Source organism: Flavobacterium sp. GT3R68 (assembly GCF_007109225.1).
Classification (GTDB): Bacteria; Bacteroidota; Bacteroidia; order Flavobacteriales; family Flavobacteriaceae; genus Flavobacterium.
On record NZ_VJZK01000003.1, the window covers coordinates 341,990 to 368,927 of the forward strand.

The following is a 26,938-nucleotide window of genomic DNA, read 5'->3' on the forward strand; positions in this document are numbered from 1 at the left end:
ATTTACATCCAGTTGCTGTCGGACGTTTCCATTTCATACAGCCAACGGTTCACATACTGTTTAATCAGCGTGTAATTACCCAATTTGAACGCAATATTTCCTCCCGCAGTGTGTATCGTCAAGTAACCGATATCGGCCCCTTTATGCCAGAACAACTGTGAGGTTGTAAGTGCCTGAATCTTCATGGGCTCAATTATTTCATGATCGATATCCCAGGCACCACTTTGTTTGATGATAAAATCGTCGCTGACAAACAATCGGTAATTTCGGAAACCGAAATAAAGAACCAGCCCAATAAAAATGGCATACAGCGGAGTGAAATAAGCATAATCCAATATTTGGGGCTCGATATAATTCCCAAAAGTGAAAAATCCAGTTAAAGGTAACACAATTGACAGGAATATGGAAAACACCAGTTTGCGAAAATTAGGTTTCAGCATAACTCCTTTCTGAGGGATTTTTTTAAAAAGCAATTGCAGGATTTCGTCCCGTTCCATTTCATTACAGCCCGGTATTTCGATAGCCGATTTCCGTTCTTCCCTTTCCCCGCTGGAAGCCTGTCGGATTTTGAGTTCCAGAATATTCATTTTCTTTTGGAAATAATTTCGGGTAACGGTCGTGATTTGGACTTTTTCGGGTTTTATTATAGTGCTTTTGGTGTTGAGCAATCCATGTGAAAGCAACAGAGAACCGCTCTGCCTAGTAATTTTAAAATTGAAATACCTTACTATAATCCGAACCAGATTAATTATCAAAACAGCGGTCAGCATCATAATTACAACGACAGCAACCGATTGCATCGCTATACTTTTATCAATATAATTATCTATACTTCTTTTATCGATATCAGACTGTTCAATGAAATTCCTCCCGTTTTCATAGATAGTAGCAAAAAAAGCAAGGATCAAACCGATACTTCGGATGTAATTGGAAGTGATTCCGACTTTCACCAGACTCAAAAAACTGATTTCTATAAAAGGATGGTTTTCAGCGACAGGTAGAACAGCCACAGCATTTTCAAAATTCTCGTCGACTGATCTGATGTTCACTTTTTCATTATCCAGCAGGCGGGCCTTAAGCGATAAGGCCAACTGATGCGAAATCGCCTTTATTGCTCCTTCTTTTTTGGTGCTTCCGGCGGTATCTACATCCAATGCATAAACTCCAATAATCCTTTGAATTAAGGATTGGTTAATATTTACCTGTTGGATTTTATTAAGCTGAATGGTGGTCTTCGTCCTATTAAATACTCCTTCATTGATGATGAATTCCTCGTTTTCATTATCTAAAAAGAAGGTGAAGTTTCTGTATCTCAGGTAAGCCACAATTCCGACTGTAAAAATAATACTTAGCGTGCCGAGTAAAAGATAGATTTTGTTGAGCTCATCATATTTAAAAAGCCACACTACCAATATCGGCCATAATCCGCGTGCCCATTTCTGGAGCGTATCGAAAAACATCACCAGAATCCCGATGGAAGACTGTCGCTGCGGAACACTGAAATTGGTTTCCATTACAGTTGTTTTTGAATTTTGCCCATCAAAAGCTGTTTGATGTTTTCGGCTTGGGACTTCTCGATTCCGGGGATTTCAATATCGCTTGAACTTCCTCCGGCAGTGAAAATTTCGATTTTAGCCAAACCAAAATACCGTGAAACTAATCCTTCATGTAAAGCAACATGCTGCACTCTGTTATAAGGAATTACGATGGTATTTGTGGAAATTATTCCGCTCCTGAAAAGGACATCGTGATTGCGAAAAGCAAACCCTTTTTTGCGGTAACTGATTCGTGATAAGCCAAAAGCAAATACTATTAGAACAATATAAATTGTGATGATTACGGAGTAGGATCCAGACAGTTCTTCAATAGAATATAAAGCCATTCCGGCGCCTGTTCCTAAAATTATAAAGAAGATTGACAAACTGATTACTGTTACTTTCCAATAATTAGGATGCAAAAGTGAGAACTGTACTTCTTCAAATTTTGGTAACTGAGTGGTATCAAGGGTTTCGTTGGTAAAGTTTTCCAATTATAGTATTGATTTAGTTAAGGTCTGTTTCAATTTCAAGTAAATTACTATGGCAACCATTTATTTTCCCCGAAATTGGGTTTTCTTTTTTCCAAAAAGGCGTTTCTTCCTTCCTTAGCTTCCTCTGTCATGTAGGCCAAACGTGTCGCTTCTCCAGCAAAAACCTGCTGTCCAACCATTCCGTCATCGGTCAGGTTCATCGCAAATTTTAGCATTTTTATGGATGTTGGTGATTTCTGAAGGATTTCCTGTGCCCATTCAAAAGCGGTGTCCTCCAATTCCTTATGCGGAATTACTGCATTTACCATCCCCATATCCATTGCATCCTGGGCAGAATAATTTCTCCCTAAAAAGAAAATTTCTCGTGCTTTTTTCTGTCCCACCATTTTGGCCAGATATGCGGAACCATAACCGCCGTCAAAACTGGTCACATCGGCATCAGTTTGTTTAAAAATAGCGTGTTCCTTACTGGCTAAGGTCAAGTCACATACTACGTGAAGACTGTGTCCGCCACCTACGGCCCAACCCGGAACTACGGCAATGACCACTTTTGGCATGAAACGGATAAGGCGCTGCACCTCGAGAATATTCAGTCGATGCTGACCATCTTCCCCAACATAACCTTGGTGTCCACGGGAATTTTGATCTCCGCCACTGCAAAATGAATATACGCCATCTTTGCTGGAAGGCCCTTCTGCCGATAATAATACGACTCCGATGGAAGTATCTTCCTGCGCATCGTAAAAGGCCTGATAAAGTTCGCTGGTGGTTTTTGGTCGAAAAGCATTCCTCACATTTGGCCTATTAAAGGCGATACGCGCCACACCATCACATTTCTTATATGTTATATCTTCAAATTCTTTTACTGTCTGCCAGTTGATGCCGCTCATATTTGTATTAATTTAGCGTAAAAATAAACCATTTTTTACATTTTACGAATAAAACAAAACTTAAAAAATGAAAACCTTTGTTTCTTCCAAAAACTGGTTTACTGTTGGTGTCTTTTGGGCACTTGTTGCATTTTTGTCCTTTGCAGTAATTATTCCTAAAAATGATAATGATCTTTCGGTATATATTGGTTATGCTATTATTATACCTATTATAGTTTGTTTGGTTTGGGTTTTATGTGATACAAAATATGTGATCAAGGATAAATGGTTACACTATTACTTTGGTCCCTTTCGGGGGAAAATTGAAATTACCAAAATCACAGAAATGAAATATCATTCGAGTTGGATTATTCCGGTTACATTCAAACCCGGCTTGGGTACACCTGGCTTTATTATCTCCTATAATAAATTTGATGATATTTATATTTCACCCAAAGATCTCAAAGAATTTGAGGAAGTTTTACTTAGTATAAATCCAGCAATAAAAATCAACGGTTAAATTTCAAAAACAACAGTTAACCTCAATAAAATCAATAAGTTCTTACATTTTTAGAATAAAAAAAGCAGGTTTTTTCAAGGTTTAATTCTAGATATTTTGTAACTTTAGATATCCTTAACAGGAGCACTGATTTAATAATTTAAAATAATATTCTTTGAAAAAATCTGTAATTTTTGTCGCTCTATTCTCTCTGGCATTGGCGACTACCAGCTGTAAAAAATCTGAAACAACAACAGAAGAAACAACGGTAACAACCATGGAAGAGAAAGTGGATTCAGTTGCAATTGACACTACTGAAACTGGTGAAGTAGCTCCTATGAACCAAGAAAAAGATTCGATAACTCTTCATAAATAAGAGGAATTATGTTCTTTACAAGATATTAAATCTCAGCGGTTATTGAGCGAAAATCATTTCTTGTTAAATTCAACTATCCCGTTTAGAACAACAAAAAAATTTAGCAGTCGCTTCAATTTTAATTGAAGCGATTGTTTTTTATATAACTAAACTACCAGACTTCTAAGAATCAATCTATCCCAATTTTACTGAAGTCATCGTCAAGGAACCTCCAACGGTCTTATCGTTAAAAAAACTTACTTCGTCCTTCGCATCTTGTAAAGCCAAAGAATATAACAGCGGATAATAGTGATCAGGAGTGGGAATCGCCAATTTTGCTGCCGCTCCCAGTTTTTCATAATTAATCAATGGCTGAAAATCCCCATTTGCTATTTTTTCCTTAAAAAGAGTGTTCATTTCAATGGCCCAATCAAATCCATAATCAGAATCCTGAAGTTTATCCCAGGCGATCATGCGCAGATTATGCACCATATTCCCACTTCCAATGATTAAAACTCCTTTTTTGCGAAGTTCTTTCAATTGTTTGGCCAAATCAAAATGGTATTGCGGTGGTTTGTTATAATCTATGCTCAATTGAAGAACAGGAATGTCGGCATTGGGATACATATGACGAACGACGGTCCATGTACCGTGATCCAATCCCCAATCGTGGTCCAGTCCCACATTTGTCGTATGGATTAGATTTGCCGTTTCCTGAGCAAGGGCCGGACTGCCTTCTGCCGGATATTGCACCGCGAACAACTCTTGCGGAAATCCTCCAAAATCGTGAATGGTTCTTGGGTTCTGCATGGCCGTAACATGGGTGCCGTTAGTAAGCCAATGCGCCGAAATCACCAAAACAGCTTTTGGTTTCGGAATTTCATTTCCGAATTTGGTCCAGGTTCTTGAAAATTCATTGTCTTCAATTCCATTCATTGGTGACCCGTGACCGATAAATAACACGGGATGCATCTGCTCCAGTGGTTTTAAATCGTCCGACCAATTTTTGAACTGATGTAAAGACATGATTTTTATATTAGTTATACCTCTTTTACCAGATGGATTCCGTCTTCCTTGATTTCAATCAGTTTCTCTCTATACAGGGCTCCAACGGCCTTTTTGAATGTTTTTTTACTCATTTTAAGCACCGTTTTGATATCTTCCGGATGACTGTTGTCATTCAGACGAAGAAATCCACGATTTGCTCTGAGTTCGTCCAGGATTTTCTCAGCATTAGGTTCAATGCTTTGATATCCCTGAATCTGAAGTGCTACATCTATCTTATTATCAGGTCGGATGGTTTTAATATAACCCCGTAAACGATCGCCGGTACGAATGGCATCATCATAAACCTCATCTTTGTACAACAGACCCTTATGACGTTCGTTAATAATAACATTAATCCCTAATTCGGTAATATGTGAAACAATTAAATCAACTTCCTCCCCTTTTTCAACGGTAAGTTCGTCATTCTTCAGGAACTGATTGGTTTTGCTAGATGCTACCAGACGATTGGTTTTCTCGTCCATATACAGGTAAACCAAATACCGTTTTCCTTTTTCCATCGGGCGTGCCTGTTCTTTGAATGGTACCAGGATATCTTTTTCCATACCCCAATCCATAAATGCTCCTACCTGATTGGTATAATTGACACGCAGAAGTGCAAATTCATTCAGTAATATATAGGGTTCCAATGTAGTGGCAACCGGGCGTTCTTCGTGATCCAAATATACGAAAACAATAAGCTCCTCGCCTATTTCAAATTCGTTGGGAACATATTTATTAGGTAAAAGTATATCATGGATTCCTTCAGAATCATTAACGGGGTCGCCCAAAAAGAGTCCGACTTTTGTATCACGTAAAATGGTAAGCGTATTGTATTTTCCTATTTCGATCATTTTCTTATTTTCTAAAGTGCAAAGGTACGAAGATTAAGAGAAGAATTAAAGGTACTAAACCAACTCGTTAAAATACTGCAATAAAATCTTATCGTTTGTCAGGGTCGGTGTAAAAATTTCCAGAATTTGCGGTTTATTATTCTCTTGATAAAAAGCACCCAGACTATTTTCGAGGCTTATTTCATCACTGGCAGTTGAATATTTGAAGCCGTACATTTTAGCCAATTGTTCCCCAGTAAGGCAATGGGAAGTTTCAAAAAATTTATTGAACACTATATTTTCTTCATGGCCGGGTAAAATCCTGAAAATGCCTCCACCGCCATTATTGATCAAAATAATCTTGAAATTCCTCGGAATGTATTCGTTCCATATGGCATTACTGTCGTATAAAAAACTAATATCACCTGTAATCAGTATCGTTTGTTTTTCTTTGGCCACAGCCGACCCTACCGCTGTAGAAGTACTTCCGTCAATACCGCTGGTCCCCCGGTTGCAAAACACTTCCACCGATGGATCAAGATTAAACAATTGCACATACCGAATGGCGGAACTGTTGCTTAAATGCAGGCTGCTTCCCTTTGGAATGGAAGGCATAATTTTTTCAAAAACCTTAAAATCCGAAAATGGGGCTTTCGCAGCATACACCTGATGTTTTTCTTTGCGAAGCTTTACAATTCGCTGTAAAGAGTTACGGTAATCACTTTCGATTTCGTTGGTGAAAGGTAAAAACTGACTGAAGAACGAATTGGGATTATCTTCAAAATGCTTCGTCAGGCAGCCAAAAGTATCATAGGCTCTCAAAGAATCAATATGCCAATGGTGTCTGGGTTTGTACTTTCGGAGAAATGCTTTTATTCTTTTGGAAACCACCATTCCACCGAAAGTTATCAGGATATCAGGATTTAATTGCTTAAAATCTTCATCAGAGAAAGGCGTAATTATCGTATCAATATTGTTTATAAAGGATGGATGATGCAAATTAGAAGTCGTTTCCGTCATCACGACAACCGAATTATCATTGGCTAATTTTTCAATAATTTCGGGGTTAACAGTATCCGGATCGTTTACACCAACCAACACCAATTTCTTTATCGACTTGTTCCAAATATTGGTGTGCGCAATGATTTCATCAGCAGACACAGTATCAAATGTTTTGTCGAAAGGTAAAATCAGCGGATCAACAGAAAGTTGTTCTGTTTTTTGATACAAAGGCTCTTCGAAAGGTGCATTGATATGTACAGGTCCTTTTTTGGCCACAGCCTTGTTTATTGCCTCATTGATTTTGACATCATTTTCTGGCGAAGCCTCTTCGGTCAGATTTGCATTGTACAAAGAATGGTTCACAAACACATTTTCCTGTCGAATCGTTTGTCCGTCGCCAATATCAATCTTATCATGCGGACGGTCAGCCGAAATTACAATCAAAGGAATCTGGCTGTAAAAAGCTTCAGCAAAAGCCGGATAATAATTCAATAATGCCGAACCTGAAGTACATACAACGGCTACCGGCTTTTTTACTTGTTGGGCTATTCCCAATGCAAAAAAAGCGGCACAACGCTCATCAGCAATACTATAACAGTGAAATTCGGGATTATTGACAAAACCAATGGTTAAGGGTGCGTTTCGGGAACCTGGGGAAATTACAATATGGTGGATTCCTTTTGTTAGGCAAATTTGGATTATGCTTTGCGCTAAAGGTATTTTCGGATAAATCATTTTCATCTTTTCAAAGTATCAAAGATACAAATATACTGAGTTGTAAAAGCGTAAAGTTGTTTTTTATAAGCCGAAATCCTTCCAATAAAACAACTGAAACCTTTCTATCTCTCTTCTTCATTCTTAATCATGAATTTATAAAACGTATAATGGGAAATTCCGTAAAAAATAATGCCGAGTTGTAAAAATAACTGTTGCCTTAAATAGAATTTATTAATTAAAAACATTCCTATTTGAATAACAAATAATAAGCAGCTTATTAATAACCAATAACTTTTTTTATCGTCCTTAAAATAATAGTTTCCTACAGATAGTCCACCCAAAAAAGCCGTTAAAAACCCATTGAGCAGCCAAGGATACAAATCATTTGAAAGAGAATCTTTAACTAGATCAACCAGATATAAATATGCCCACAGAAATGGCAAGGAGGCGATGATGATCATAACCCATTTTTTTTCTTCAATAGCTTTGTAAACTAACACAACCAATAAGAAACGAAATAACACCGAAGCTATAGCGCCATAAAACAAGCTGCTTCCGGCATCTTTGCTTAATAATAACGAAGCTATTTGATAAAAAAACAAAGCTAAAAAATAGATAAAATTTCGCTCTTTGGATGAATAGAAATAAAGAATCATTAAAACCGGGATTCTAATAAATCCTAAAGCAAATTTTAAAGGTTGATATCCTATAAAAACATCTATACTATAAAGTATAATAATTGTGAAGTATAAAATACTTAAACCAGCCGTGATTTTATTTAAACCTTGATAACCCATCCATTAAAGTTATAAATTATTTTATTATTATAATAGTTTTTTTATTTTTAAAGTGTCTGAATAGTTTTTCTAAGAAATTCTAGAAATTTAAACGGTGCAATAATAAAACACTTTTTAAAATTTAGACAGAAAAGGGAGATGTTTTTTGATAAAGTTGCGGTCATTTTTAGCACCTTTGAACTTAAAAACTGGTTAAAAATTTTTATCTTTGATAGATACTTCTAAGTAATATCTTCCGCCATGAATGTAAAAATAAGACCGGCCGTTTTTTCCGATTTGGATACCATATTGGAAATAATTAATCATGAGATACTTAACAGTACTTCCATTTATGATTATGAGCCGCGGGACTTTGAAACCCACAAATTATGGTTTGAAGAAAAGCAAGCTAAAAATTTACCGGTAATTGTAGCCGAGCACGACAACGCACCTATCGGATTTGCCACCTATGGTCCTTTTCGCCAAAAAGAAGCCTACCAATTTACAATAGAACATTCTGTATATGTATCGGAAGAATTTATCGGGAAAGGCGCCGGCAAATTGTTATTGTCGCACCTCATCCGTCTGGCAAAAGAACAGGGATATCATACGATGATTGGTGCTATTGATGCAGAGAATCTGGACAGCATCGAATTCCATAAAAAATTTGGCTTTGAAGAAACTGGCAGATGCAAGGAAGTCGGTTTCAAGTTTGAGAAATGGCTTGATTTGTCGTTTATGCAGTTGATGCTAAAATAGAAAAAGGACTTCCAGTTTTACTGAAAATCCCTTTTATGTAAAAATATGGTATACTTTATCCTTTAATCCAATTTACAACTTCTGGATCTGTCGGCAATGTTTTTGGAGAAATGACTTTTTCTAATTCCCCATTCTCATTAATCAGGTATTTTTGAAAATTCCATGTTACTTCACTATCCTGTAAACCATTTTTGCTCTTTTCTGTCAAGAATTGATATATCGCATGCATATCATCACCTTTTACCGATATTTTTTCCATCATTGGAAAAGTTACTCCGTAATTTCTTTGGCAGAAAGTAGCTATTTCCGCATTGGTTCCTGGTTCCTGTGCTCCAAAATTATTGGCTGGAAAACCTACAATCACAAAGTTTCTGTCTTTATACGTTTCATATATATTCTCTAAATCCTTGTATTGCGGTGTTAGTCCACATTCGGATGCCGTATTTACAATTAGTATTTTTTTTCCTTTCAAGGAAGCAAAATCAAATTCACTTCCTGATAAATCTTTTACCTTAAATTGGTGAATGCTTTGTTTTGTCATAACTGTCGATTTTGTATTTGAATTGCTTTTGCTTGTTTGAGCCTGGTTTTTACAACTAAAAAGTAATACCATACAACTCGCCAAAAATAAGAGATTTTTCATGATTATATTTTTATAAAACTTTACAAAATTAAACAATTTAAGGACACTAAAATTTATAACTGATTTTTGCTTTCATAAAAAAGGGAGTTCCAGGTGTAAAATGAATTTCTTCCACACCAGCCGATTCGTTTTGTAATCTGGATTCGGTGGCAAACTGGGTTTCGTTCCATTCGGTATTGAATATATTTTCTACTGCTATTCCAAAAGTAAAATTTTTAAAATCATAATTGATATTGAAATCCGACACAAAATAGCCTTTTGCTACAATCGAATTGTCTTCATTTGCCGGACGGTTTTTTAAATACCGATAACGCAATCCTCCTGAAAAACCTTTAAAATTCTGAAAACTCAATCCCCCGGTTGATGTGAAATCAGGTGCCAGAGGAATGTAATCCTGTCCTTTGGGTTCATCAATACTTCGGGCATACGTATAATTGACATCGGTATCAAAATACAACCAATCATTCAGCTGGTAACGCAATCCTAAGTCCATACCGATGCGTTTCGACTTTCCGCTGGGCTCGATAATTCCGGCATCTCCTACATAAACGAATTCCTGCTCAAGATACAAATACCATAAAGCCGTGTTCACAATTAGTTTCGGGAACGGTTTAAAAATCATCCCTAAATCGGTACCAATTGCTGTTGGCAGGGTCTGCTTCCCATTATTAGCAACAACAACCCTTGTATCATTGGAATGGAAACCAAATCCTGATTTCAGAAAGAACTGTAAGCTGTTATTCTGCGAATAGATGAAATTCAATTTTGGAGAGATTTTTACTTTATTTTCAGACTGTGTTTTATATTCCGGGGAAAGTTTGTCCTGGTAATTGAATTTAAAATAATCCAATCGAATTGCAGGATTGATAACTAATTTACCAAAAGAAAATTCCGAATTCAAATAGGTAAACAAGTTTGATTCATCAATATCACCCAGCTTTTTAAACTCTAAAACAGTATCTCGGTTCAGTGTATGGGAAAGTTCGGTATCCTTGGTGGCATCTGCGCGGAATCCTACTCCCCATTGGAAAGCCAAATCCAGATTGTTTTGTTTTATTTTTTTATTTAATTCGGCATTCATTCCGTAAATGTTTCTGTTTTCTTTCTGACGGATCTGATCGCCATTGATTGGATCATCCAGGAAAAAAGTGAAATTTGAATACAATTCAAATTGATAATGGGAATAAAAAGCATTGGCTTTCACGAACGTACTCTCGTTTATGGTTTTACTTAGCGTAGCATTTATATTATTTCGCGAAGTGTTTCCTCCTTCGGTATCGTCTACAGAACCAAAACGCGATATAGAACCATTATCCACCAATCGCTGCGGAATTTGTCCTGATGCATCCCATTTACTCGAAAAACGCGAGATCATCACAGAAAATTTACTGTTAACATCCAAAATGGCCGAATATTTACCCAACAAATTGATTCTGTTGAAATTTTGAGGAGAATCAAATGGCCCATCGGTTAGGATATATTCGGTAGCTAAGTAGGCGCTTTGTTTTTTCTGGTTACCCAAAAGATTAAACAATCCCACAGTTCTGATTGTATTAAATTGCCCGGCCTCAATAGTAATACTACTTTTTTCTATTCTGTCTTTGGTTTGAAAAGCAACATAACCTGCGGTGGCAAAATTACCTTTATTAGCATAATACGTTCCTTTCCCAAAATCTATTTTATCTACTGCTTCCGGAATCAGGAAATGCAAATCGGCATAACCCTGACCATGCGCATGCGAAACCATATTTACCGGCATGCCGTCAACAGAAATGGCAATATCAGTTCCGTGATCAATATCAAAACCTCTTAAAAAAATCTGTTCAGCCTTTCCTCCTCCTGCATGCTGACCAATGAATAATCCGGGTACTTTCCGTAAAATTTCCTGAGAAGAATTAACAGGTGTGGTTTGCAAATCTATTTTTGAAATCACATTCATAGCGTATAGTTTCGACTGTATTACGATTTCATCCAGCCTGAAAATGTCTTCATCTAATGAAATTGTTGTTTCTGATGAAGTAAGCGTATAATTGATTTTTTTATAACCGACGGCATTTATTTTCAACACGTTCCCTAATTCGGTTTTCTCTATGCTGAAAACCCCAAACTCGTCAGTATGTGCATGAGTCTCTGAATTCACATTATAGATATAGGCATTTTCTATTGGATTATCACTACTATCGACTACGGTTCCTTTGTGAATTTGACTGTGTGCAAGCAAACTTACGAAAGCGGTTAGTATTAGAAAAACACCTTTCATATTGTAATTATAATTGATTTACTTTCTTATCATAGTCTGGACCTAATTCATATATACTTGAAATCAGTTCTTCTTTGATAGGTTTTGCTTTTTCAGTAAGATTGTTTGCGTTGTAAATCATGGCCAAATGGTATTGTACCTTTGGTTCGAATGATTTTCCAATCACATGTTTTTGCGCAATTTCCAATGCCAGTTTATTTTGTCCCAAATTCAGGTACGACCAAGCTAATAAATCATAAGAATCCGGTGTGGGCCTATGTTCCACTTCTATTTCGGCAATTTCCAAAGCTTTTAAAGCCGTACTTTTATCATCTGCAAAAAGCAAAACATTGTATTTATTGTACATCGCTCCGTAATTGTTTTCGTTCAGCATTTTCAGATACGAATTCCTATTGGACTTTGCCTCCACTTTATTCCCCGCAAACTGTGCGATTTGTGATTTCAATAAATAAAAGTCCGGGGTGTTGTGTGTTTTTTCTATAGCTTCAATGATTCTTTTGGCCTCTGATATGTTTCTTTCATGTGAAAAAACAATCCATGCAATTCCTTTTAAGGCATACGAATAATTGGGATCGATGGCCAATGTTTTCAAATAACTATCGTAGGATTCCTGAATTCTTCCGGCATGACCGTAAAAATCTCCGAGATTCGAATACGACCATATTTTAAGTGTTTTATTGTCTTCTTTTTCGGCAATATCCCGTGCTTTCTCCATAAAAGTTATGGCTGTGGTTATATCGCCTTTGTGATCATTCCATTTCGCCAGGCGAATCAGATAATCATAATCATTCATGTTCTTTAATGACTTCAGATTGCTTTCCGCTTCAGCGTAGTTCCCTAGTTCCATCTGAACATCGAAAAGTAATTTTTGGGTTTCTGTCAATCCTTCACCAATTTCCAAAGCTTTATTGGCAAGGACCAAAGCTTCTTTAAAGCGGTGCTGCGCTATAAAATTTCTGGCCAAAGAGCGAATAGTGGACACTCTGGAATATTTTAACGCCTCATTGGATTGGATTAACAATTCCTCAGTTTTGTATAGATTTTTGATATCGCCGGTATATTCAAAAAGCGTGCTGTAATTGGCTGCCAATTGACCCAGATAGGTTATCTGGTTGGGTGCGGCATCAAATTTTTTTTGCCAAAAATCAATTTCATTATGAGCAAAATCCAAAGATTTGTTTTCCTTCAAATCCAAATATTTATTGTAGTCAGATGTACTTGTAATTTTATTGTTTTTTTGATCACAACTAAATAAGCATAGAATCGTAAAAAAGAAGGCCGGTATAAATTTTAAGGTTTTCATAATCTAAATTTATTTGTCTGTGAAAAATAAAACCAGAGTACAAAAAGAACTACTCTGGTTTTTATTGGGTTCTAGAACGGTGCGGCTAAATAAGGAAAAGCAGGTAAGAAAGCTTTATCATTAGCACCCACATTATCGGAAGTCAAGCTGGCGTTTGCCATTCCGTCTGACCCTCCAAAAATGAGCAGTAATTCGACATCAATTACATCATCTGCCAAAGCCCTTCCTGTCAGAACATTTGTTCCGTCGAAAAAAGTGGTCGTGCCGGTTTTAGCAACGTTTAATACATCAGTAGCCAAAAGGGTAGTCATATCCATTGCAGTCTGACCTAAAGCGTTTGTAGTAAATGCCGGATTTAAAGCTAACAATCTGGTTTGAAAAGTACTCTGATAACTGGCACCCATTGTAGAAGGAATAGTTAAGTTGAAAGCATCTTTCGGTGCTCCTGAAGCTATAAATACAGTATTTATTGCAGGTCTTGCCATTTGATCTTTTTGAGTATACGTTCCGCTGAAATCTACATTAGGTTCATTAGAATCATCAGTGTCACAGTTTACAGAAACCATTGCACATAACAAGGCAACAGTTATTATTTTGAATTTATTTGTTTTACTCATGGCTATTTTATTTAGATTTTTAAGGAATTCATGAATCTTTGAGTTCATAGTTTTATTCGTTTATATGATGTTATTATTTTTTCTTACTTTCTGCCCAAATGTTTATTGTACTGGAAGAACCCAACATTGTTTTAGGAACTTCTACTATTAGAGAAAGAACATTGGTCCCAGCAAAAGTGTCAGTTCCCGGATTGTTAAATCCTGATGCATTTCCCATTAAGATTGTTTTGAATTGATCTAAATCAAAAAAGAACGGATCATCTCTTGGTCCTGCAAAAAACTTCATTCCGTTTTGCTCAGCAGTAATTGCTGTTCCACCATAACTGGATATAGCTACACTTCCTGAAGCCGCAGTAGTCTTAATAGTGCTTGTTGTTCCGGTTGTTCCAGGAGCTACCGGACCAAAGAAATACATTCTGTCTCCTCTTCGGATGGCCTGGATTACTAAATCTTCTACATTATCGCCTGTATTGTCGATATTAATTTCAATTAATGTATTTTCTGCAAATGTTGCAGCGGCTGTAGCACCCGGACTTAAAAGTCCCTGAGTATTTACCGCAAATACTAAATTGCTGCTTGTTTGACCTTGAAAGACATAGACATCTGTAATGTCGGCAGCGTTACCCGTTACTGCGGGAGCATCAACGTGATCTGCAGCTACTAAAATTAAACCTGAAATCGCAACCAGCGACAGACCTAATATCATTTTTGTTTTTTTCATTGTATTATTATTTAAATGGTTATAACTCTACTTACGGGATTCTTTTCCTTTTGGTTTTAAAAAAAACACATAGATTTACCAAGTATTTGATAGCCAATATATTACAATTATAAAATTATTATTAATCCGATATTTAATGTGTTTTAACTTCGACATCCATATAATTCCTTATTTTTAAAATCAAAAAGTATAATTTTGCAATTGAAAAAATTACAAGTCTATGAGCCAGGAAGAATTACTAGTTTTAATCCATAAAAAAGATGAGCGTGCTTTTACCCATATATATGATATGTATTCGAAAAGCCTGTTCGCTGTTATCAGTAATTTAGTAAAAGGTCGTGAGGAAGCCGAAGATGTCTTACAGGAGGTTTTTGTAAAAATCTGGAAAAACATTGATAGTTATAATGAAAGTAAAGGCAGATTCTATACCTGGATCCTCAACATTGCACGCAATACATCCATTGATAAACTGCGTTCTAAAGATTTTAACAACAGTCAAAAAAACCTTTCTTCCGATAATTTCGTACATCTATTAGACGACAGTAACAAACTCACCAATAAAATTGATACCATTGGTATTCAAGAGTTTGTCAAAAAGTTAAAACCAAAATGCATTCAGATTATTAATCTGTTATTCTTTAAAGGATACACGCAACAGGAAGCATCTGATGAATTGGAAATACCGTTAGGGACGGTCAAAACCCAGAATAGAAATTGCATTAATGATTTAAGAAACTTTTTACAAGTATAAATGGAAACGAAAGCATATATAGAATCAGGGATTTTGGAACTATACGTTTATGGTTTGCTAAGCGACCATGAGAATGAGGAAGTGAGTCTAATGGCGAAAAATAATACCGAAGTGAATGATGAAATCATTGCCATTGAAAAAGCAATCGTTCATTTATCGACAAGTTTTTCCCCGTTTCTCTCTGCAGATAATTTTGAGAGAATAAAATCCAGGTTAGAAATAAAACACGGTAAAGTGATTAAAATGAAACCGAGAAGCAATTGGACCCAATATGTGGGTTGGGCTGCAGCTGTGGTATTATTGGCCGGTGTCGGTTATCAATACTACGAAATGGAGCAGACCAATACCGAAATTGTTACCATACAAAATGAAAAATTCAAATTAAATGAAGCGGTGGTTACCTTAGAACAGAAAAATAAACAGAGCGAATCCACTTTAGCGGTCATCCGTGATGGTAAGAATACCGTGGTAAATCTGGGAGGTCAAACCGTGGCGCCCGAAGCTTTCGCGAAAATATACTGGAACAAGGATACGCAGTCAGTCTATGTAGATGCGGCAGGATTGCCGGAACCACCGGAAGGAATGGTTTATCAGGTTTGGGCATTGAAACTGAACCCGCTTACCCCAACGAGCATTGGTTTATTGGATAATTTCAAGGGAGGTAATCAAAAAATATTTGAAGTAAGTGCCACTGCTGATGCAGAAGCCTTCGGAATCACACTGGAACCGGCAGGCGGAAGTATTTCTCCAACCATGGAACAGCTTTACACATTAGGAAAAGTATAACTCCAAATAGTATATAAAAAGAAAAAGGTTCAACTGTAAAGCTGAACCTTTTTTTTATGTTCCAATACCAGAACTATTTTTTATAATACTTTCTATATTTTGGATAAGTGATGGCGCCAATTACAGTTATTGCAGCCAAAGAATACTTAATCCAATCCAATGAATTTGCCTCCCCGCTCGCATACGAATGCAATCCCACCAAATGGAAGTTGACCCCATAATATGTAAACAGAATAGAAATAAACGCATACATACTCATCAGGTTGAAAATCCATTTTCCTCTCATTGCAGGGACAAATCGGGAGTGAATCACAAACGCATAGACCATAATACTGATTAAGGCCCAGGTTTCTTTTGGGTCCCAACCCCAGTAACGGCCCCAACTTTCATTGGCCCATTGCCCTCCAAGGAAATTTCCGATGGTCAGCATCACCAATCCGATGGTCAATGACATTTCGTTGATATAGGTTATCTCTTTAATATTAAGCGCCATTTTGGCTCTGTTTTTATCATTGGTACATAAAATCAATATCAGCGAAACCAATCCTAAAATCATTCCTAATGCAAACGGACCATAACTGGCCACAATTACCGCTACGTGAATCATTAACCAATACGAATTTAATACCGGCTGTAAGTTCGCTATTTCCGGATCAACCCAGTTCATATAGGCAGCCATTAATATCATGGACGTTACAAATGAAGAGGAAGCCACAGTCAATTTTGATTTTCTGTCGAAAGCCAAACCAAAAAACATCGTAGCCCAAGCTACATAAATAATGGATTCGTACGCATTACTCCATGGTGCATGCCCCGAAATATACCAACGTGCAATCAGGCCTAACGTATGGGCTGCGAAAAGCAAACCTATAATGATGTGCATTATATTTACAGAGACCGCCATGAATTTGTTTTCCTTGAAGATTTTCACCACTGTCAAAATCAACATCAGGATTCCGGCGAGCATATAGAGATAAAACAATCTTTTGAAGACGTCATATTTATTATACAGAACTTCAGAGGTGATCTTATCTTCGCTCGGAATGACTTTATCACCAAATTTGCGTTGAAATTTCTTGATGCCTTCCAGATAAAAATCTGATTCCTTGTAATTGCTTTTTACATTGGAAGTTTGTAAAGACTGTAAATACAATGGCAAAATCTGGGATGTAAAAGTAGAATCCATACCTTTTAAACCGGCATGATTCAATTCTAAATGAGAAACCCATTTGTTGTTGGCGTCATTCGGAATAGGGAAAATTTTTAGGATGCTTCCGCTTAAGGCCGAATTCATCAGATTGATTTTCTTGTCCGTTTCCACAAAATCCTTTTGGAACTGGTTCGGATTTGCTACTTTATAGGCTTCATCCAAATAAGGTGATAATTTGTAATTTCCTTTGCTATCAAAAAACGCAACAAACGGGGCCAACTTTTGCTCGGCAGGAATCCCAATAATCCTACGGATACTGTCATTCCCTTTGTTGATATAAATTAATGGAATTTCAAACCAGGCATTTGGGAACTGCGTCATCGACAGAAACACCTGATCGGAACTCATTCCGTTATAGGAATCCTTGTGGCTCACTTTTCTCAACAATTCAGAAGAGAATGTATTGACCGGTTTCATCCTTCCTCCATTATCTTGGACAATCAGTCTTCCAAATTTTTCAGCGTGTTCCGGAGAAACTTTGAACTTCTGGATCAAAGAGTCAATTTGTTTCGTGGAAATAGGTTTTTCAGTATGATTTTGACCCAAAGCATTGAAACTTAAAAATAAGATAATTAGGGAGATTAATTTTGATTTTTTTGTTTTCACTACTTCTAATTTTCTTTTCAGATCTGCAAATCGGGAATGCTTTGTAAACATGATTGCCATTAATCCGAAAAACAGCATGAAATAACCAACATACGTAACCCAGGTACCCCAGAAATCATGGTTAACCGATAATACGGTTCCTTTTTCATCCGGATCGAAAGAAGCCTGGAACAAACGGAATCCGCGATAATCTAATACATTATTCATGAATATTCGGGCATCAAAGGTTTTAGCCGAATCCTGAACGGTCACCTTACTTTCAAAGGCAGAATAACTTTTCTCGGTTCCGGGATATTTGGTAGCAATGAAATCATTCAATTTGATTTTAAAAGGCAGTGTATAAGCCTTGCTTCCATAGAAAAAAGTATAATCCAGTTTACCAATTTTAAAAACCTGAGGCTCCCCTATTTTTCCTTTAGAACCAAGAAGCGTAATTTCCTTTTCCTGCCCTTCCGCTTTAAGCGTTATCACTAAGGCATCGTCTTGGTTTTTGGCTTTGTAATCATTTTTGGATGTATAGGCTTTGACACCTTTTATGGCCGGTTCCGGAAAAACGAACTGCGTCCCGCCAACGTTATACAACGAACGCATCATTAACGGCTGAAGTGAATCTTTCACTACTTTGCCCTGCATTTTGTCTGCCATTCGCATAAACTGACCGTCAAAAGGAGTCTGAATGGTGTAACTTTCTCCTGTAGTGGTAATATTGGTAGCTCCTTTTGTATATTTATTCAGGGCAAAAAGCATGTTGTGGATATTTTGGACCTCACCTGCTTTTAAATAATGTTCATGACGGGTTCCATCACCGGATTCCACCATTTTTAGGTAAACAATACCGATTGCATCTTCTTTAACGGTTTCGGTCGCCCCCATAATAAAGTTTTTGTATTCTACTTCAAATGGTGTCTGATCAAAATTATCGGAGATCGAGAAATCATTCAATCTGAGTGTAAAATCTTTTGAAATTGAGAAAAAATAAAAATTTATAAATGCATTGCCTTTAACATCTGGAGCAAGCAGCACTGGTTTCTCAAAAACCCGGCGTTTCATTGCACCTTCATGTTCTCCGTCAACAAAAAATGTCAAATAGGATTTGTCTGAATAAATTTGGTTTTCTGCTGCGCCTTCACGGATCGGCATCATTCCTTCATAACTGATGTAGCGGGTAATGAAAGCACCGGTAATGATAAAAATGAATGAAAGATGAAGTATCAAGGTAGCCCATTTCTCTTTTCGGAGTAAATTATATCGTTTGATGTTTCCGATGAAATTGATGACAAAAAACAACATGATTCCTTCGAACCACCAGGCATTATACACTAAAATTCGAGCTGTATCCGTATTGTATTTACTTTCGATAAAGGTTCCTAAGGCCATTGCTGTTGCAAATGATAAAAACAAAAAAGCCATTAATCGGGTAGAAAATAAAAAGGAGTATATTTTTTTATCCATTGGGTTGGAATTATATTTTTTTAAGTGGCACAAAAGTAACTAAAAATGTTGATTCATATACAGGTTAAAATCGGGTTTTAAGCGTTAAATAATATATAATGTTTACGCTAAAAATTTGCTGACAAAATCACAAAATTTAAACCCTGATTCAGATTCCGAAATGAGTTTTTTTTTTAATAATTTAGCCGAATGATTAAAGTGAGTATTATTGGTTCCGGAAATGTGGCCCAGCATTTAATAAAAGCTTTCACAGAATCCCAAAATATGGGGAATGTGGAGTTGGTTCAGGTATTTTCCAGACAAAAAGACACTGTGACACATCTCATTGCTGAGGATAAAATCGTTACTGATTTTGACGCTTTGGCCGAAGCTGATTTGTATATTATTGCCGTTTCAGATAATGCCATTGCTGAGGTTTCTTCGCAGTTACCATTCAAAAACCGCTTGGTCGTGCATACTTCGGGAAGCGTCCCGATGACTGCCATAGATACTGATAACAGAAAAGGTGTTTTTTATCCATTACAGACTTTCAGCAAAAATAAAACCATTGACTACACTATCATTCCAATATGCCTTGAAAGTGAAAATGCAACTGATTTCCAATTATTGGAAACTGTGGCCAAAGGGATTTCGGATGCTGTTTTCGCCATCAATTCAGACCAGCGTCAGGCTTTGCATGTAGCTGCGGTATTTGTGAATAATTTTGTGAATCACCTGTACCAAATCGGAAGTGAGATTTGTAAGGAAAACCAGGTACTGTTTGATATCCTAAAACCTTTAATCCAGGAAACTGCAGAAAAAATTCTTACCCTTACCCCGGGAGAAGCCCAAACCGGCCCTGCCAAACGCAATGACAGCTCCACTATTGATACGCATCTGGCTTTTTTAACAGATGATAACCATAAAGCTATCTATCAATTACTAACACAATCCATCCAAAATAATGGCCAAGAGTTATAAAGAAGTAATGAATAACATTTCTACGTTTATTTTTGACGTAGATGGCGTTTTGACTGACAGTTCAGTTCATATTACTCCTACGGGAGAAATGCTCCGAATTATGAATATCCGCGATGGGTATGCCATGAAAGCAGCTGTGGAAAGCGGCTACCATGTATGTATCATTTCAGGAGGAAGCAACGAGGGAGTACGAATCCGATTGAGAAATCTGGGTATTACTGATATTTTTCTCGCTACGCCCGATAAAGTGGAAACTTTTAAAGAATACACCGAATTGTACAATATAAAACCCGAACAGGTGTTGTATATGGGAGATGATATTCCCGATTATCATGTGATGCAGTTAGTGGGATTGCCTTCTTGTCCGCAGGATTCAAGCCCGGAAATTAAAGCAATTTCAACCTACATCTCCCATAAAAACGGAGGCCGTGGTGCCGTTCGGGATGTTATTGAACAAGTGATGAAAGTTCAGGGCAAATGGCACTTATATTACGATGGAAAACACGATTAAATTTACCTTTAAAACTGAACACTTCTAATGCTTCACATTTTTAAACTCATTCGGTACCAGAACCTTTTGATGCTTGCTTTTATGCAGCTAATCTTTAGATATGGGTTTCTCAAATTACAAAATGTTCCCCTCGCCCTTGCAGACTGGCAATATATTTTGTTTGTATTATCTACTGTTTGCATAGCAGCGGGCGGTTATATCATTAATAATATTTTTGACCAGGAAACTGATAGCGACAATAAACCCAATAAAATCATCGTCGGAAAACATATTTCTGAAAGTATGGCCTATAATTATTATGCCGGATTTACAGTAATTGGTGTGGCATTAGGTTTTTATTTGTCGAATGTCATCCTGAAGCCCGGTTTCTCGGCAATATTTATTATTATGGCCGCCACGTTGTATCTGTATGCGACCAGCATGAAACAAAGCTTATTGATTGGAAACGTCATCGTTGCTTTATTACTTGCGTTCAGTGTGGTACTTATTGGTATTTTTGACTTGTTTCCTGCCACCTATGAAGAAAACCGTCCCCGAATGGGAGTGTTGTTTGGGATTCTTCTGGATTACGGGATTTTTACCTTTCTCATTAATTTCATACGCGAAATCGTCAAGGACCTCGAAGATGTAAATGGCGATTATAATCAGGGAATGAGTACTCTCCCTATTGTTATGGGCATACAACGGACAACGATGATTGTTTTTGCCTTGAGTTTTATTCCGATTCTGGCCATTATTTACTATCTGAAATTTTACGTTTTTACGGCCGATTTAATGTTCAGTGCGATATTTGCGATAATTTTTATCCTGGCACCTTTATTTTATTTTTCTGTAAAAATCTGGTCCGCAAAAAAGCAAAATGATTTTAAACACCTGAGTACGGTTTTAAAATGGATTATGTTTTTTGGAATTCTCTCCATATTAGTAATCAGCCTAAATATGAAACACAATGCTGGGTAAAACTTTAAATAAATACAATATAATTCTGGCATCAGGCTCACCGAGAAGACAACAGTTTTTCAAAGATCTGGATCTGGATTTTGAAATTCGTCTAAAAGAAATCGAAGAAGTTTATCCTCCGAATCTCATTGAAGAAGATATTACCGATTATTTGGCTGTACTGAAAAGTGACGCTTTTGAAGGGGAACTGAATGAAAATGATTTGCTTATCACCAGCGACACAATAGTCTGGCATCAAAACAAGGCATTAGGAAAACCGAAGGATTATGATGATGCCTTTGCGATGTTAAAGTCTCTTTCCGATAACACCCATAAGGTGATTACTTCGGTTTGTTTCAAAACCAAAACCAATGTTGAGGTGATTTCTGAAACTACTTTTGTTACTTTCAATGAACTCAGCGATGAAGCAATCCGGTATTATCTTGAAAAATACGAGCCTTACGACAAAGCCGGCTCCTATGGAATTCAGGAATGGATTGGTTTTATCGGGGTCTCCAAAATTAATGGTTCGTATGCTAATGTTATGGGAATGCCAGTGGACAAAGTATATGATTATTTGAGTAAATTAGCTTAAAACTAGAAATATGACGCTTTCACACGATTATATAGCGGAGATTATAAATACCGGGATACTCCTTATTTTATTTGTTATACTGCGAATTATAGTTACAAAATTGGTAAGACGCTATGCCAAAACGGCGCATATAGTGGAGCATCGTACCAATTTAGTGATAAAGTACATTCATCTACTGATTAACATTCTGGCTGCAACAGCCTTGATTGTGATTTGGGGCTTTCAGACGAAAGACATTATAGTAGCGCTTTCCTCTATAACTACTGTTGTGGGGGTTGCCATGTTTGCCCAATGGTCCATTTTGAGTAATATTACTTCGGGCATCATTTTATTCTTTTCGTTTCCCTTTAAAATCGGCGATATTATCCGGATACACGACAAGGATTTCCCAATCGAAGGGGAAATCGAAGACATTCGGGCGTTTCATATGTATCTGAAAACCAGGAACGGAGAAATGGTCACCTACCCCAATAATTTGCTTTTACAGAAAGGAATCTCTATTCTGAAAAACCACTCTTTTGATGATACAGAATTCGTAGATTAATACTTTTTAATATTTATTTTTTCTTTATTTTTTATTAAAAATCTTATTTTTCTTGCATTATAAGTGTGAATTATGTAAATTTAAATAAATTTCATATAACATTTCTGTGTTATGAAGATCGCATCTTTGTACTACGTTTATAATTTTCCTTAGACGATTAATTTATTTTCTAAATGACAAATTCATATGAACGAAATTCTCAAATTACCATTTTACGCAAAACTTACATTCATAATTATAGGTTTAATTGGTATCAGTTATATCTTTTATGTTGGTCAGGATATATTAAATCCCATCATGCTGGCGTTTTTATTTGCAGTATTACTCCGACCGGTTGTAATTTTTTTTAAAACTAAACTACATTTTCCACATGTACTTGCAGCTATTACCAGCGTGACGCTTTTTGTGCTGGTTATTTTAGCTATAGTGACATTTATTTCAGTACAAATCAGCGATATGGCTGACGATTATAATAAAATAGAACGGAATTTCTCTGCTCATGCACGTAATGTCCAGCATTATATCAGAGATAATTTTCACATAAGCTCAAGAGATCAAAAAGAATATCTTGACGCTGCAACGGATGATTCAATGTTAGAAGGCAAAAAAATTATCGGGGTTACCCTCGTCTCTTTTACAGATACGCTCTTAAATATTATCCTGGTACCCATTTACATGTTTCTAATCTTACTATACCGGACCCATTTCATGCTCTTTGTAGCCAAATTATTTAAGAAAGAGCACCATTATCAATTAAAAGAAATATTGACAGATATTAAAATGGCCGTGAAAAGTTATATTGCCGGACTTATTCTGGAAATGATAGCCGTCTCGGTGCTGACATCGGTAGGATTAATGATAATTGGGGTGGAATATGCCATTTTAATGGGCGTTATAACCGGAATTTTGAATCTGATTCCCTATATCGGAATCCTTTTTGCAGGTATTTTAACCATTATCGCGTCGCTGACCGGCTCATCTGATTTATCAATCGTAATTGGGGTTATTGTGGTAAACGTTATTGTACAATTAATCGATAATAATGTTCTGGTGCCACTGATTGTTAATTCAAAAGTCGAAATCAATGCGTTTGTTTCCATTATAGGAATAATCATTGGTAATTCTCTTTGCGGGATTACCGGAATGTTTTTAGCCATTCCCATCATTGCTATCCTCAAAGTTATTTTTGATAAAATTGACGGCCTGCAAGCGTGGGGATATTTAATGGGAGACGACCTGCCTAAAACCTATGTATGGAGAAAAATTAAATTTCCGCTCTATGACTATGATTCTGAAAAACCAACTGATACCTTTACGGTAACCACTGAAATTCCTGCCCCTATTTTTACGGAAACAAATACCAATAAGGAAGAGAATATTAATCGGAACTGATCCTGTAAATATGAAAAAAACAGTCCCTATATCGAAGATTAAAAATTATGCCAGAAAGAAAACTATCGATCTGACTGATGAAACGCTGCATAGAAAAAATAAATTTAGGCTGTTTGCTCATAATGTTGCAGATGTTGTCTTATTCCTTTTGGATGTTTTCAAAAATACATTTGCAAAAGGTTTCGAATTCAGGGAATTTCTTCGTCAGTGTTTCCAAATTGGTAATAAGTCCCTGCCATTAATATCTGTTACCGGTGTCATCATCGGATTGGTATTAACGATACAATCCCGACCGGTACTGATTAATTTCGGCGCCGTCACAATGTTACCTGGGATGGTCGCCATCTCTATCATCAGAGAAATGGGACCCGTTATTACTGCTTTAATTTGTGCAGGAAAAATAGGTTCGAGTATGGGGGCCGAATTAGGTTCGATGCGGGTAACCGAACAAATTGATGCGATGGAAGTTTCCTCGACCAATCCTGTAAAGTTTTTGATCGTACCGAGAATATTAGCCGCTACCTTGATGATTCCAATATTAATATTATATGCAGATGCGTGGGGTATATTTGGAAGTTGGGCAGGAGCCAATATTAAAGGAGATGTTAGTTTTGTATTATTCATTTCACAGGCTTTTGGCGATGTTGAATTCATGGATTTCCTTCCGGCAGTGATCAAGTCTTTCTTTTTCGGAGCGGTAATCGGCTTGGTAGGTTGTTATAAAGGATTTAATGCCGGACGAGGAACAGAAAGCGTGGGTATAGCAGCAAATTCCGCCGTCGTAATGGCGTCTTTACTGGTGATAATTGTAGATTTAATCGCAGTTCAAATAACAGATTTATTATGAGTTCGGAACAAAAAAATAAAGAAAAGGAAGCAGTCATCACTGTTGAAGACCTTCAGATCCGATTTGGTGATTTGGAAGTACTCAAAGGTGTCAGTTTGGAACTTTTTACAGGAGAAAATCTGGTGGTGTTGGGGAAATCCGGTACCGGGAAATCAGTTTTAATCAAATGTATAATTCGTTTATTGAATGCAGATGCAGGCAAAATTGATGTTCTTGGACAGGAAGTCAATCAATTGAAAAGCAAGGAACTCGGTGAAATGAGAGAGAAAGTTGGGTTTCTGTTTCAAAGTGGTGCCTTATACGATTCAATGACAGTAAGGGAGAATCTTGAATTTCCACTGAGAAGAATAAAAAAAGATATGACCGAAGAGCAAATCAATGAGAAAGTCAAAGAAGTGCTTGAAAATGTCGGCCTTCCCGATGCGGTAGACAAAATGCCGTCGGAACTGTCAGGAGGAATGAAAAAAAGAATCAGCCTGGCCAGAACCATTATTGTCGATCCGTCTATTATATTGTACGATGAACCTACTACAGGTCTGGATCCTGTGACATCACATGAAATCAGCTTGCTCATTAATGACATTCAAAAAAAATATAAGACGTCTTCCATCATTATTACGCATGATATCGAATGTGCCCGTACAGTGGCGAATCGGATTGTCATGCTTCAGGATGGAACCGTTTATAAAGAAGGAAAGTTGAAGGACTTTGAAAACACTTCAGATGAACTGGTCAATTCTTATTTTCAAAATCAAAATACTATCAATTTAAATAAAATATAAAATGGAAGCACATACACCCGCATTCAAATTCCGACTTGGATTGTTTATCATTATCGGAATCATACTGTTTATCTTGGGTATTTTCGTCATAGGAAAACAAAAAAATCTTTTTGATCCGGTTTTCAAGTTAAAGGCTGATTTTCGAAATGTAAGTGGCTTACAAGTTGGAAATACCGTTCGTTTTTCCGGTATCAACATTGGAACGGTGGATAATATTGCCATTGTTAATGATTCCACAGTCAAGGTTGAAATGCTGATTAAAAAAGAAGTTCAGAAATTTATTAAATCCGATAGCAAGGCCGGTATAGGCGCCGAAGGAATCATTGGCGATAAAGTCATTGTATTGTCACCGGGTGATTCGTCCACAGTGATGGTAAAAGACGGCCAGATGATTGCCTCTTCCGAACCGGTAGAAACTGACGAAATCATGAAAAGCCTTCAGATGACAGCCGATAATGCTGCTGTTGCCACTAATGAAATTTCGGAAATTTTAATTAAAATTAATAAAGGTGAAGGAACATTGGGAAGATTAATTCAAGACAAAACCATGGCTGATAATATTGACCAGACCATCAAAAACCTTAAACAAGGAACGAATAAACTGGATGAAAATATGGAAGCGGCTAAACATAATTTTCTGCTGAAGGGTTTTTTCAAAAAGAAACAAAAAGCAGCTGATAAGGCTAAGAAGGAAGCAGAAAAGAAAGCAGCGGAGGCAAAAGAGCAAAAAGAAAAAGCAGCTGAAAAAGCAAAATAATTCTACTGTGCGAAATCTTAAATTGTGTTAAATAAGCTACATTTTTTTATTCTGTAAAATAAATCTTATTCCTATCCGTTTTCATCTATATCATTTTTACTAGTCATTATTCTGTTTTTAAAAAAGGGAAATATTAAACCCAGAGTTAACAAAAAAAATTGAAAAATTGAAAAAAAAATTAAAGTCAATTACAATATTTTTCGTTATCTTAGCTAAAGCTAACGAGTTAGCTTATAAAACACACAAAACAGCACTCTATATAAAGTGAAATTTAAAGTTCGACAACGTCAAATTTTTGAAAACCGAACGTCTTTTTTTAATAATAAAATGTTTTGGTGCAAACAATAAGTTGGTTTTTTAGTCTGAATATTTTTTACTG

At 36.6% G+C, this 26,938-nt stretch carries 27 protein-coding genes; 14 read left to right on the forward strand and 13 right to left on the reverse strand.

What is annotated here, in order from left to right:
- Positions 1–2 precede the first annotated feature (2 nt).
- From FNW07_RS07975 to FNW07_RS07985, 3 genes are read right to left on the reverse strand one after another with little or no spacing between them, the layout of a single operon-like run.
- On the reverse strand, positions 3–1,514 hold the full coding sequence (locus tag FNW07_RS07975) for a PH domain-containing protein (protein WP_126742963.1): 1,512 nt from the start codon (positions 1,512–1,514) through the stop codon (positions 3–5).
- Complete coding sequence (locus tag FNW07_RS07980; RefSeq protein ID WP_126742964.1) at positions 1,514–2,029, reverse strand: PH domain-containing protein; 516 nt, start codon at positions 2,027–2,029, stop codon at positions 1,514–1,516. The genes FNW07_RS07975 and FNW07_RS07980 overlap by 1 nt, the downstream gene beginning before the upstream one ends.
- A 47-nt stretch (positions 2,030–2,076) precedes the next feature.
- Complete coding sequence (locus FNW07_RS07985) at positions 2,077–2,919, reverse strand: 1,4-dihydroxy-2-naphthoyl-CoA synthase (protein WP_185964632.1); 843 nt, start codon at positions 2,917–2,919, stop codon at positions 2,077–2,079.
- A gap of 67 nt (positions 2,920–2,986) precedes the next feature.
- Here FNW07_RS07985 and FNW07_RS07990 point away from each other — a divergent pair, with 67 nt between their 5' ends.
- On the forward strand, positions 2,987–3,418 hold the full coding sequence (locus tag FNW07_RS07990) for a PH domain-containing protein (protein ID WP_126742965.1): 432 nt from the start codon (positions 2,987–2,989) through the stop codon (positions 3,416–3,418).
- 154 nt (positions 3,419–3,572) lie between these two features.
- Entirely contained in the window at positions 3,573–3,773 is a 201-nt protein-coding gene (locus FNW07_RS07995) for a hypothetical protein (RefSeq protein ID WP_126742966.1), read from the forward strand.
- Between the two features lie 174 nt (positions 3,774–3,947).
- Here FNW07_RS07995 and ygiD read toward each other — a convergent pair whose 3' ends face one another.
- The 4 genes from ygiD to FNW07_RS08015 form a co-directional block, all read right to left on the reverse strand.
- Positions 3,948–4,778 (reverse strand): 4,5-DOPA dioxygenase extradiol, encoded by an 831-nt coding sequence (gene ygiD, locus FNW07_RS08000; protein ID WP_126742967.1) that lies wholly within the window; start codon positions 4,776–4,778, stop codon positions 3,948–3,950.
- Positions 4,779–4,792: 14 nt separating this feature from the next.
- Entirely contained in the window at positions 4,793–5,650 is an 858-nt protein-coding gene (locus FNW07_RS08005; protein ID WP_126742968.1) for a S1 RNA-binding domain-containing protein, read from the reverse strand.
- A 54-nt stretch (positions 5,651–5,704) separates the two neighbouring features.
- Positions 5,705–7,366, reverse strand: coding sequence for a 2-succinyl-5-enolpyruvyl-6-hydroxy-3-cyclohexene-1-carboxylic-acid synthase (gene menD / locus FNW07_RS08010; protein ID WP_126742969.1), 1,662 nt, complete (start codon positions 7,364–7,366; stop codon positions 5,705–5,707).
- Positions 7,367–7,470: 104 nt separating this feature from the next.
- On the reverse strand, positions 7,471–8,145 hold the full coding sequence (locus tag FNW07_RS08015) for a hypothetical protein (RefSeq protein WP_126742970.1): 675 nt from the start codon (positions 8,143–8,145) through the stop codon (positions 7,471–7,473).
- Positions 8,146–8,385: 240 nt separating this feature from the next.
- On the opposite strand from FNW07_RS08015, the gene FNW07_RS08020 reads away from it, so the two are divergent.
- A complete protein-coding gene (locus FNW07_RS08020; protein ID WP_126742971.1) occupies positions 8,386–8,883 on the forward strand; it encodes a GNAT family N-acetyltransferase in 498 nt (165 codons plus the stop codon).
- A 55-nt stretch (positions 8,884–8,938) separates the two neighbouring features.
- Here FNW07_RS08020 and FNW07_RS08025 read toward each other — a convergent pair whose 3' ends face one another.
- The 5 genes from FNW07_RS08025 to FNW07_RS08045 all read right to left on the reverse strand — a co-directional run bounded on the left by FNW07_RS08025 (position 8,939) and on the right by FNW07_RS08045 (position 14,427).
- The gene (locus FNW07_RS08025; protein WP_126742972.1) at positions 8,939–9,526 is read right to left on the reverse strand and encodes a glutathione peroxidase; all 588 of its coding nucleotides are present in this window, start codon (positions 9,524–9,526) and stop codon (positions 8,939–8,941) included.
- A 46-nt stretch (positions 9,527–9,572) separates the two neighbouring features.
- Positions 9,573–11,786 (reverse strand): TonB-dependent receptor, encoded by a 2,214-nt coding sequence (locus FNW07_RS08030; RefSeq protein WP_126742973.1) that lies wholly within the window; start codon positions 11,784–11,786, stop codon positions 9,573–9,575.
- Positions 11,787–11,793: 7 nt separating this feature from the next.
- Positions 11,794–13,089, reverse strand: coding sequence for a lipopolysaccharide assembly protein LapB (locus FNW07_RS08035; RefSeq protein ID WP_126742974.1), 1,296 nt, complete (start codon positions 13,087–13,089; stop codon positions 11,794–11,796).
- Positions 13,090–13,160: 71 nt separating this feature from the next.
- Positions 13,161–13,706 (reverse strand): DUF4331 family protein, encoded by a 546-nt coding sequence (locus FNW07_RS08040; protein ID WP_255512738.1) that lies wholly within the window; start codon positions 13,704–13,706, stop codon positions 13,161–13,163.
- Between the two features lie 73 nt (positions 13,707–13,779).
- Complete coding sequence (locus FNW07_RS08045; protein ID WP_126742976.1) at positions 13,780–14,427, reverse strand: DUF4331 family protein; 648 nt, start codon at positions 14,425–14,427, stop codon at positions 13,780–13,782.
- A gap of 220 nt (positions 14,428–14,647) precedes the next feature.
- On the opposite strand from FNW07_RS08045, the gene FNW07_RS08050 reads away from it, so the two are divergent.
- Complete coding sequence (locus tag FNW07_RS08050) at positions 14,648–15,178, forward strand: RNA polymerase sigma factor (RefSeq protein ID WP_126742977.1); 531 nt, start codon at positions 14,648–14,650, stop codon at positions 15,176–15,178.
- Entirely contained in the window at positions 15,179–15,964 is a 786-nt protein-coding gene (locus FNW07_RS08055; RefSeq protein ID WP_126742978.1) for an anti-sigma factor domain-containing protein, read from the forward strand.
- Positions 15,965–16,037: 73 nt separating this feature from the next.
- Here FNW07_RS08055 and ccsA read toward each other — a convergent pair whose 3' ends face one another.
- On the reverse strand, positions 16,038–19,232 hold the full coding sequence (gene ccsA / locus FNW07_RS08060) for a cytochrome c biogenesis protein CcsA (protein ID WP_126742979.1): 3,195 nt from the start codon (positions 19,230–19,232) through the stop codon (positions 16,038–16,040).
- A 189-nt stretch (positions 19,233–19,421) separates the two neighbouring features.
- Between ccsA and FNW07_RS08065 the strand changes: the two genes are divergently transcribed.
- From FNW07_RS08065 to FNW07_RS08105, 9 genes are all read left to right on the forward strand, one after another.
- Complete coding sequence (locus tag FNW07_RS08065; RefSeq protein WP_126742980.1) at positions 19,422–20,192, forward strand: Rossmann-like and DUF2520 domain-containing protein; 771 nt, start codon at positions 19,422–19,424, stop codon at positions 20,190–20,192.
- Complete coding sequence (locus tag FNW07_RS08070) at positions 20,176–20,703, forward strand: HAD family hydrolase (protein WP_126742981.1); 528 nt, start codon at positions 20,176–20,178, stop codon at positions 20,701–20,703. The genes FNW07_RS08065 and FNW07_RS08070 overlap by 17 nt, the downstream gene beginning before the upstream one ends.
- 27 nt (positions 20,704–20,730) lie before the next feature.
- On the forward strand, positions 20,731–21,663 hold the full coding sequence (locus tag FNW07_RS08075) for a geranylgeranylglycerol-phosphate geranylgeranyltransferase (RefSeq protein ID WP_126742982.1): 933 nt from the start codon (positions 20,731–20,733) through the stop codon (positions 21,661–21,663).
- Positions 21,653–22,237: a Maf-like protein gene (locus FNW07_RS08080; protein WP_126742983.1), complete on the forward strand. Its 585-nt coding sequence runs from the start codon at positions 21,653–21,655 to the stop codon at positions 22,235–22,237. Before FNW07_RS08075 ends, FNW07_RS08080 begins: the two co-directional genes overlap by 11 nt.
- Positions 22,238–22,247: 10 nt before the next feature.
- Entirely contained in the window at positions 22,248–22,781 is a 534-nt protein-coding gene (locus FNW07_RS08085) for a mechanosensitive ion channel family protein (RefSeq protein ID WP_126742984.1), read from the forward strand.
- Positions 22,782–22,967: 186 nt separating this feature from the next.
- Positions 22,968–24,173: an AI-2E family transporter gene (locus tag FNW07_RS08090; protein WP_126742985.1), complete on the forward strand. Its 1,206-nt coding sequence runs from the start codon at positions 22,968–22,970 to the stop codon at positions 24,171–24,173.
- Positions 24,174–24,183: 10 nt separating this feature from the next.
- Positions 24,184–25,020 (forward strand): ABC transporter permease, encoded by an 837-nt coding sequence (locus FNW07_RS08095; protein ID WP_126742986.1) that lies wholly within the window; start codon positions 24,184–24,186, stop codon positions 25,018–25,020.
- Positions 25,017–25,802 carry an ABC transporter ATP-binding protein gene (locus tag FNW07_RS08100; protein ID WP_126742987.1) on the forward strand — a complete coding sequence of 262 codons (786 nt, stop codon included), beginning with the start codon at positions 25,017–25,019 and terminating at the stop codon, positions 25,800–25,802. The genes FNW07_RS08095 and FNW07_RS08100 overlap by 4 nt, the downstream gene beginning before the upstream one ends.
- A 1-nt stretch (position 25,803) precedes the next feature.
- A complete protein-coding gene (locus FNW07_RS08105; protein WP_126742988.1) occupies positions 25,804–26,559 on the forward strand; it encodes an MlaD family protein in 756 nt (251 codons plus the stop codon).
- Positions 26,560–26,938 lie beyond the last annotated feature (379 nt).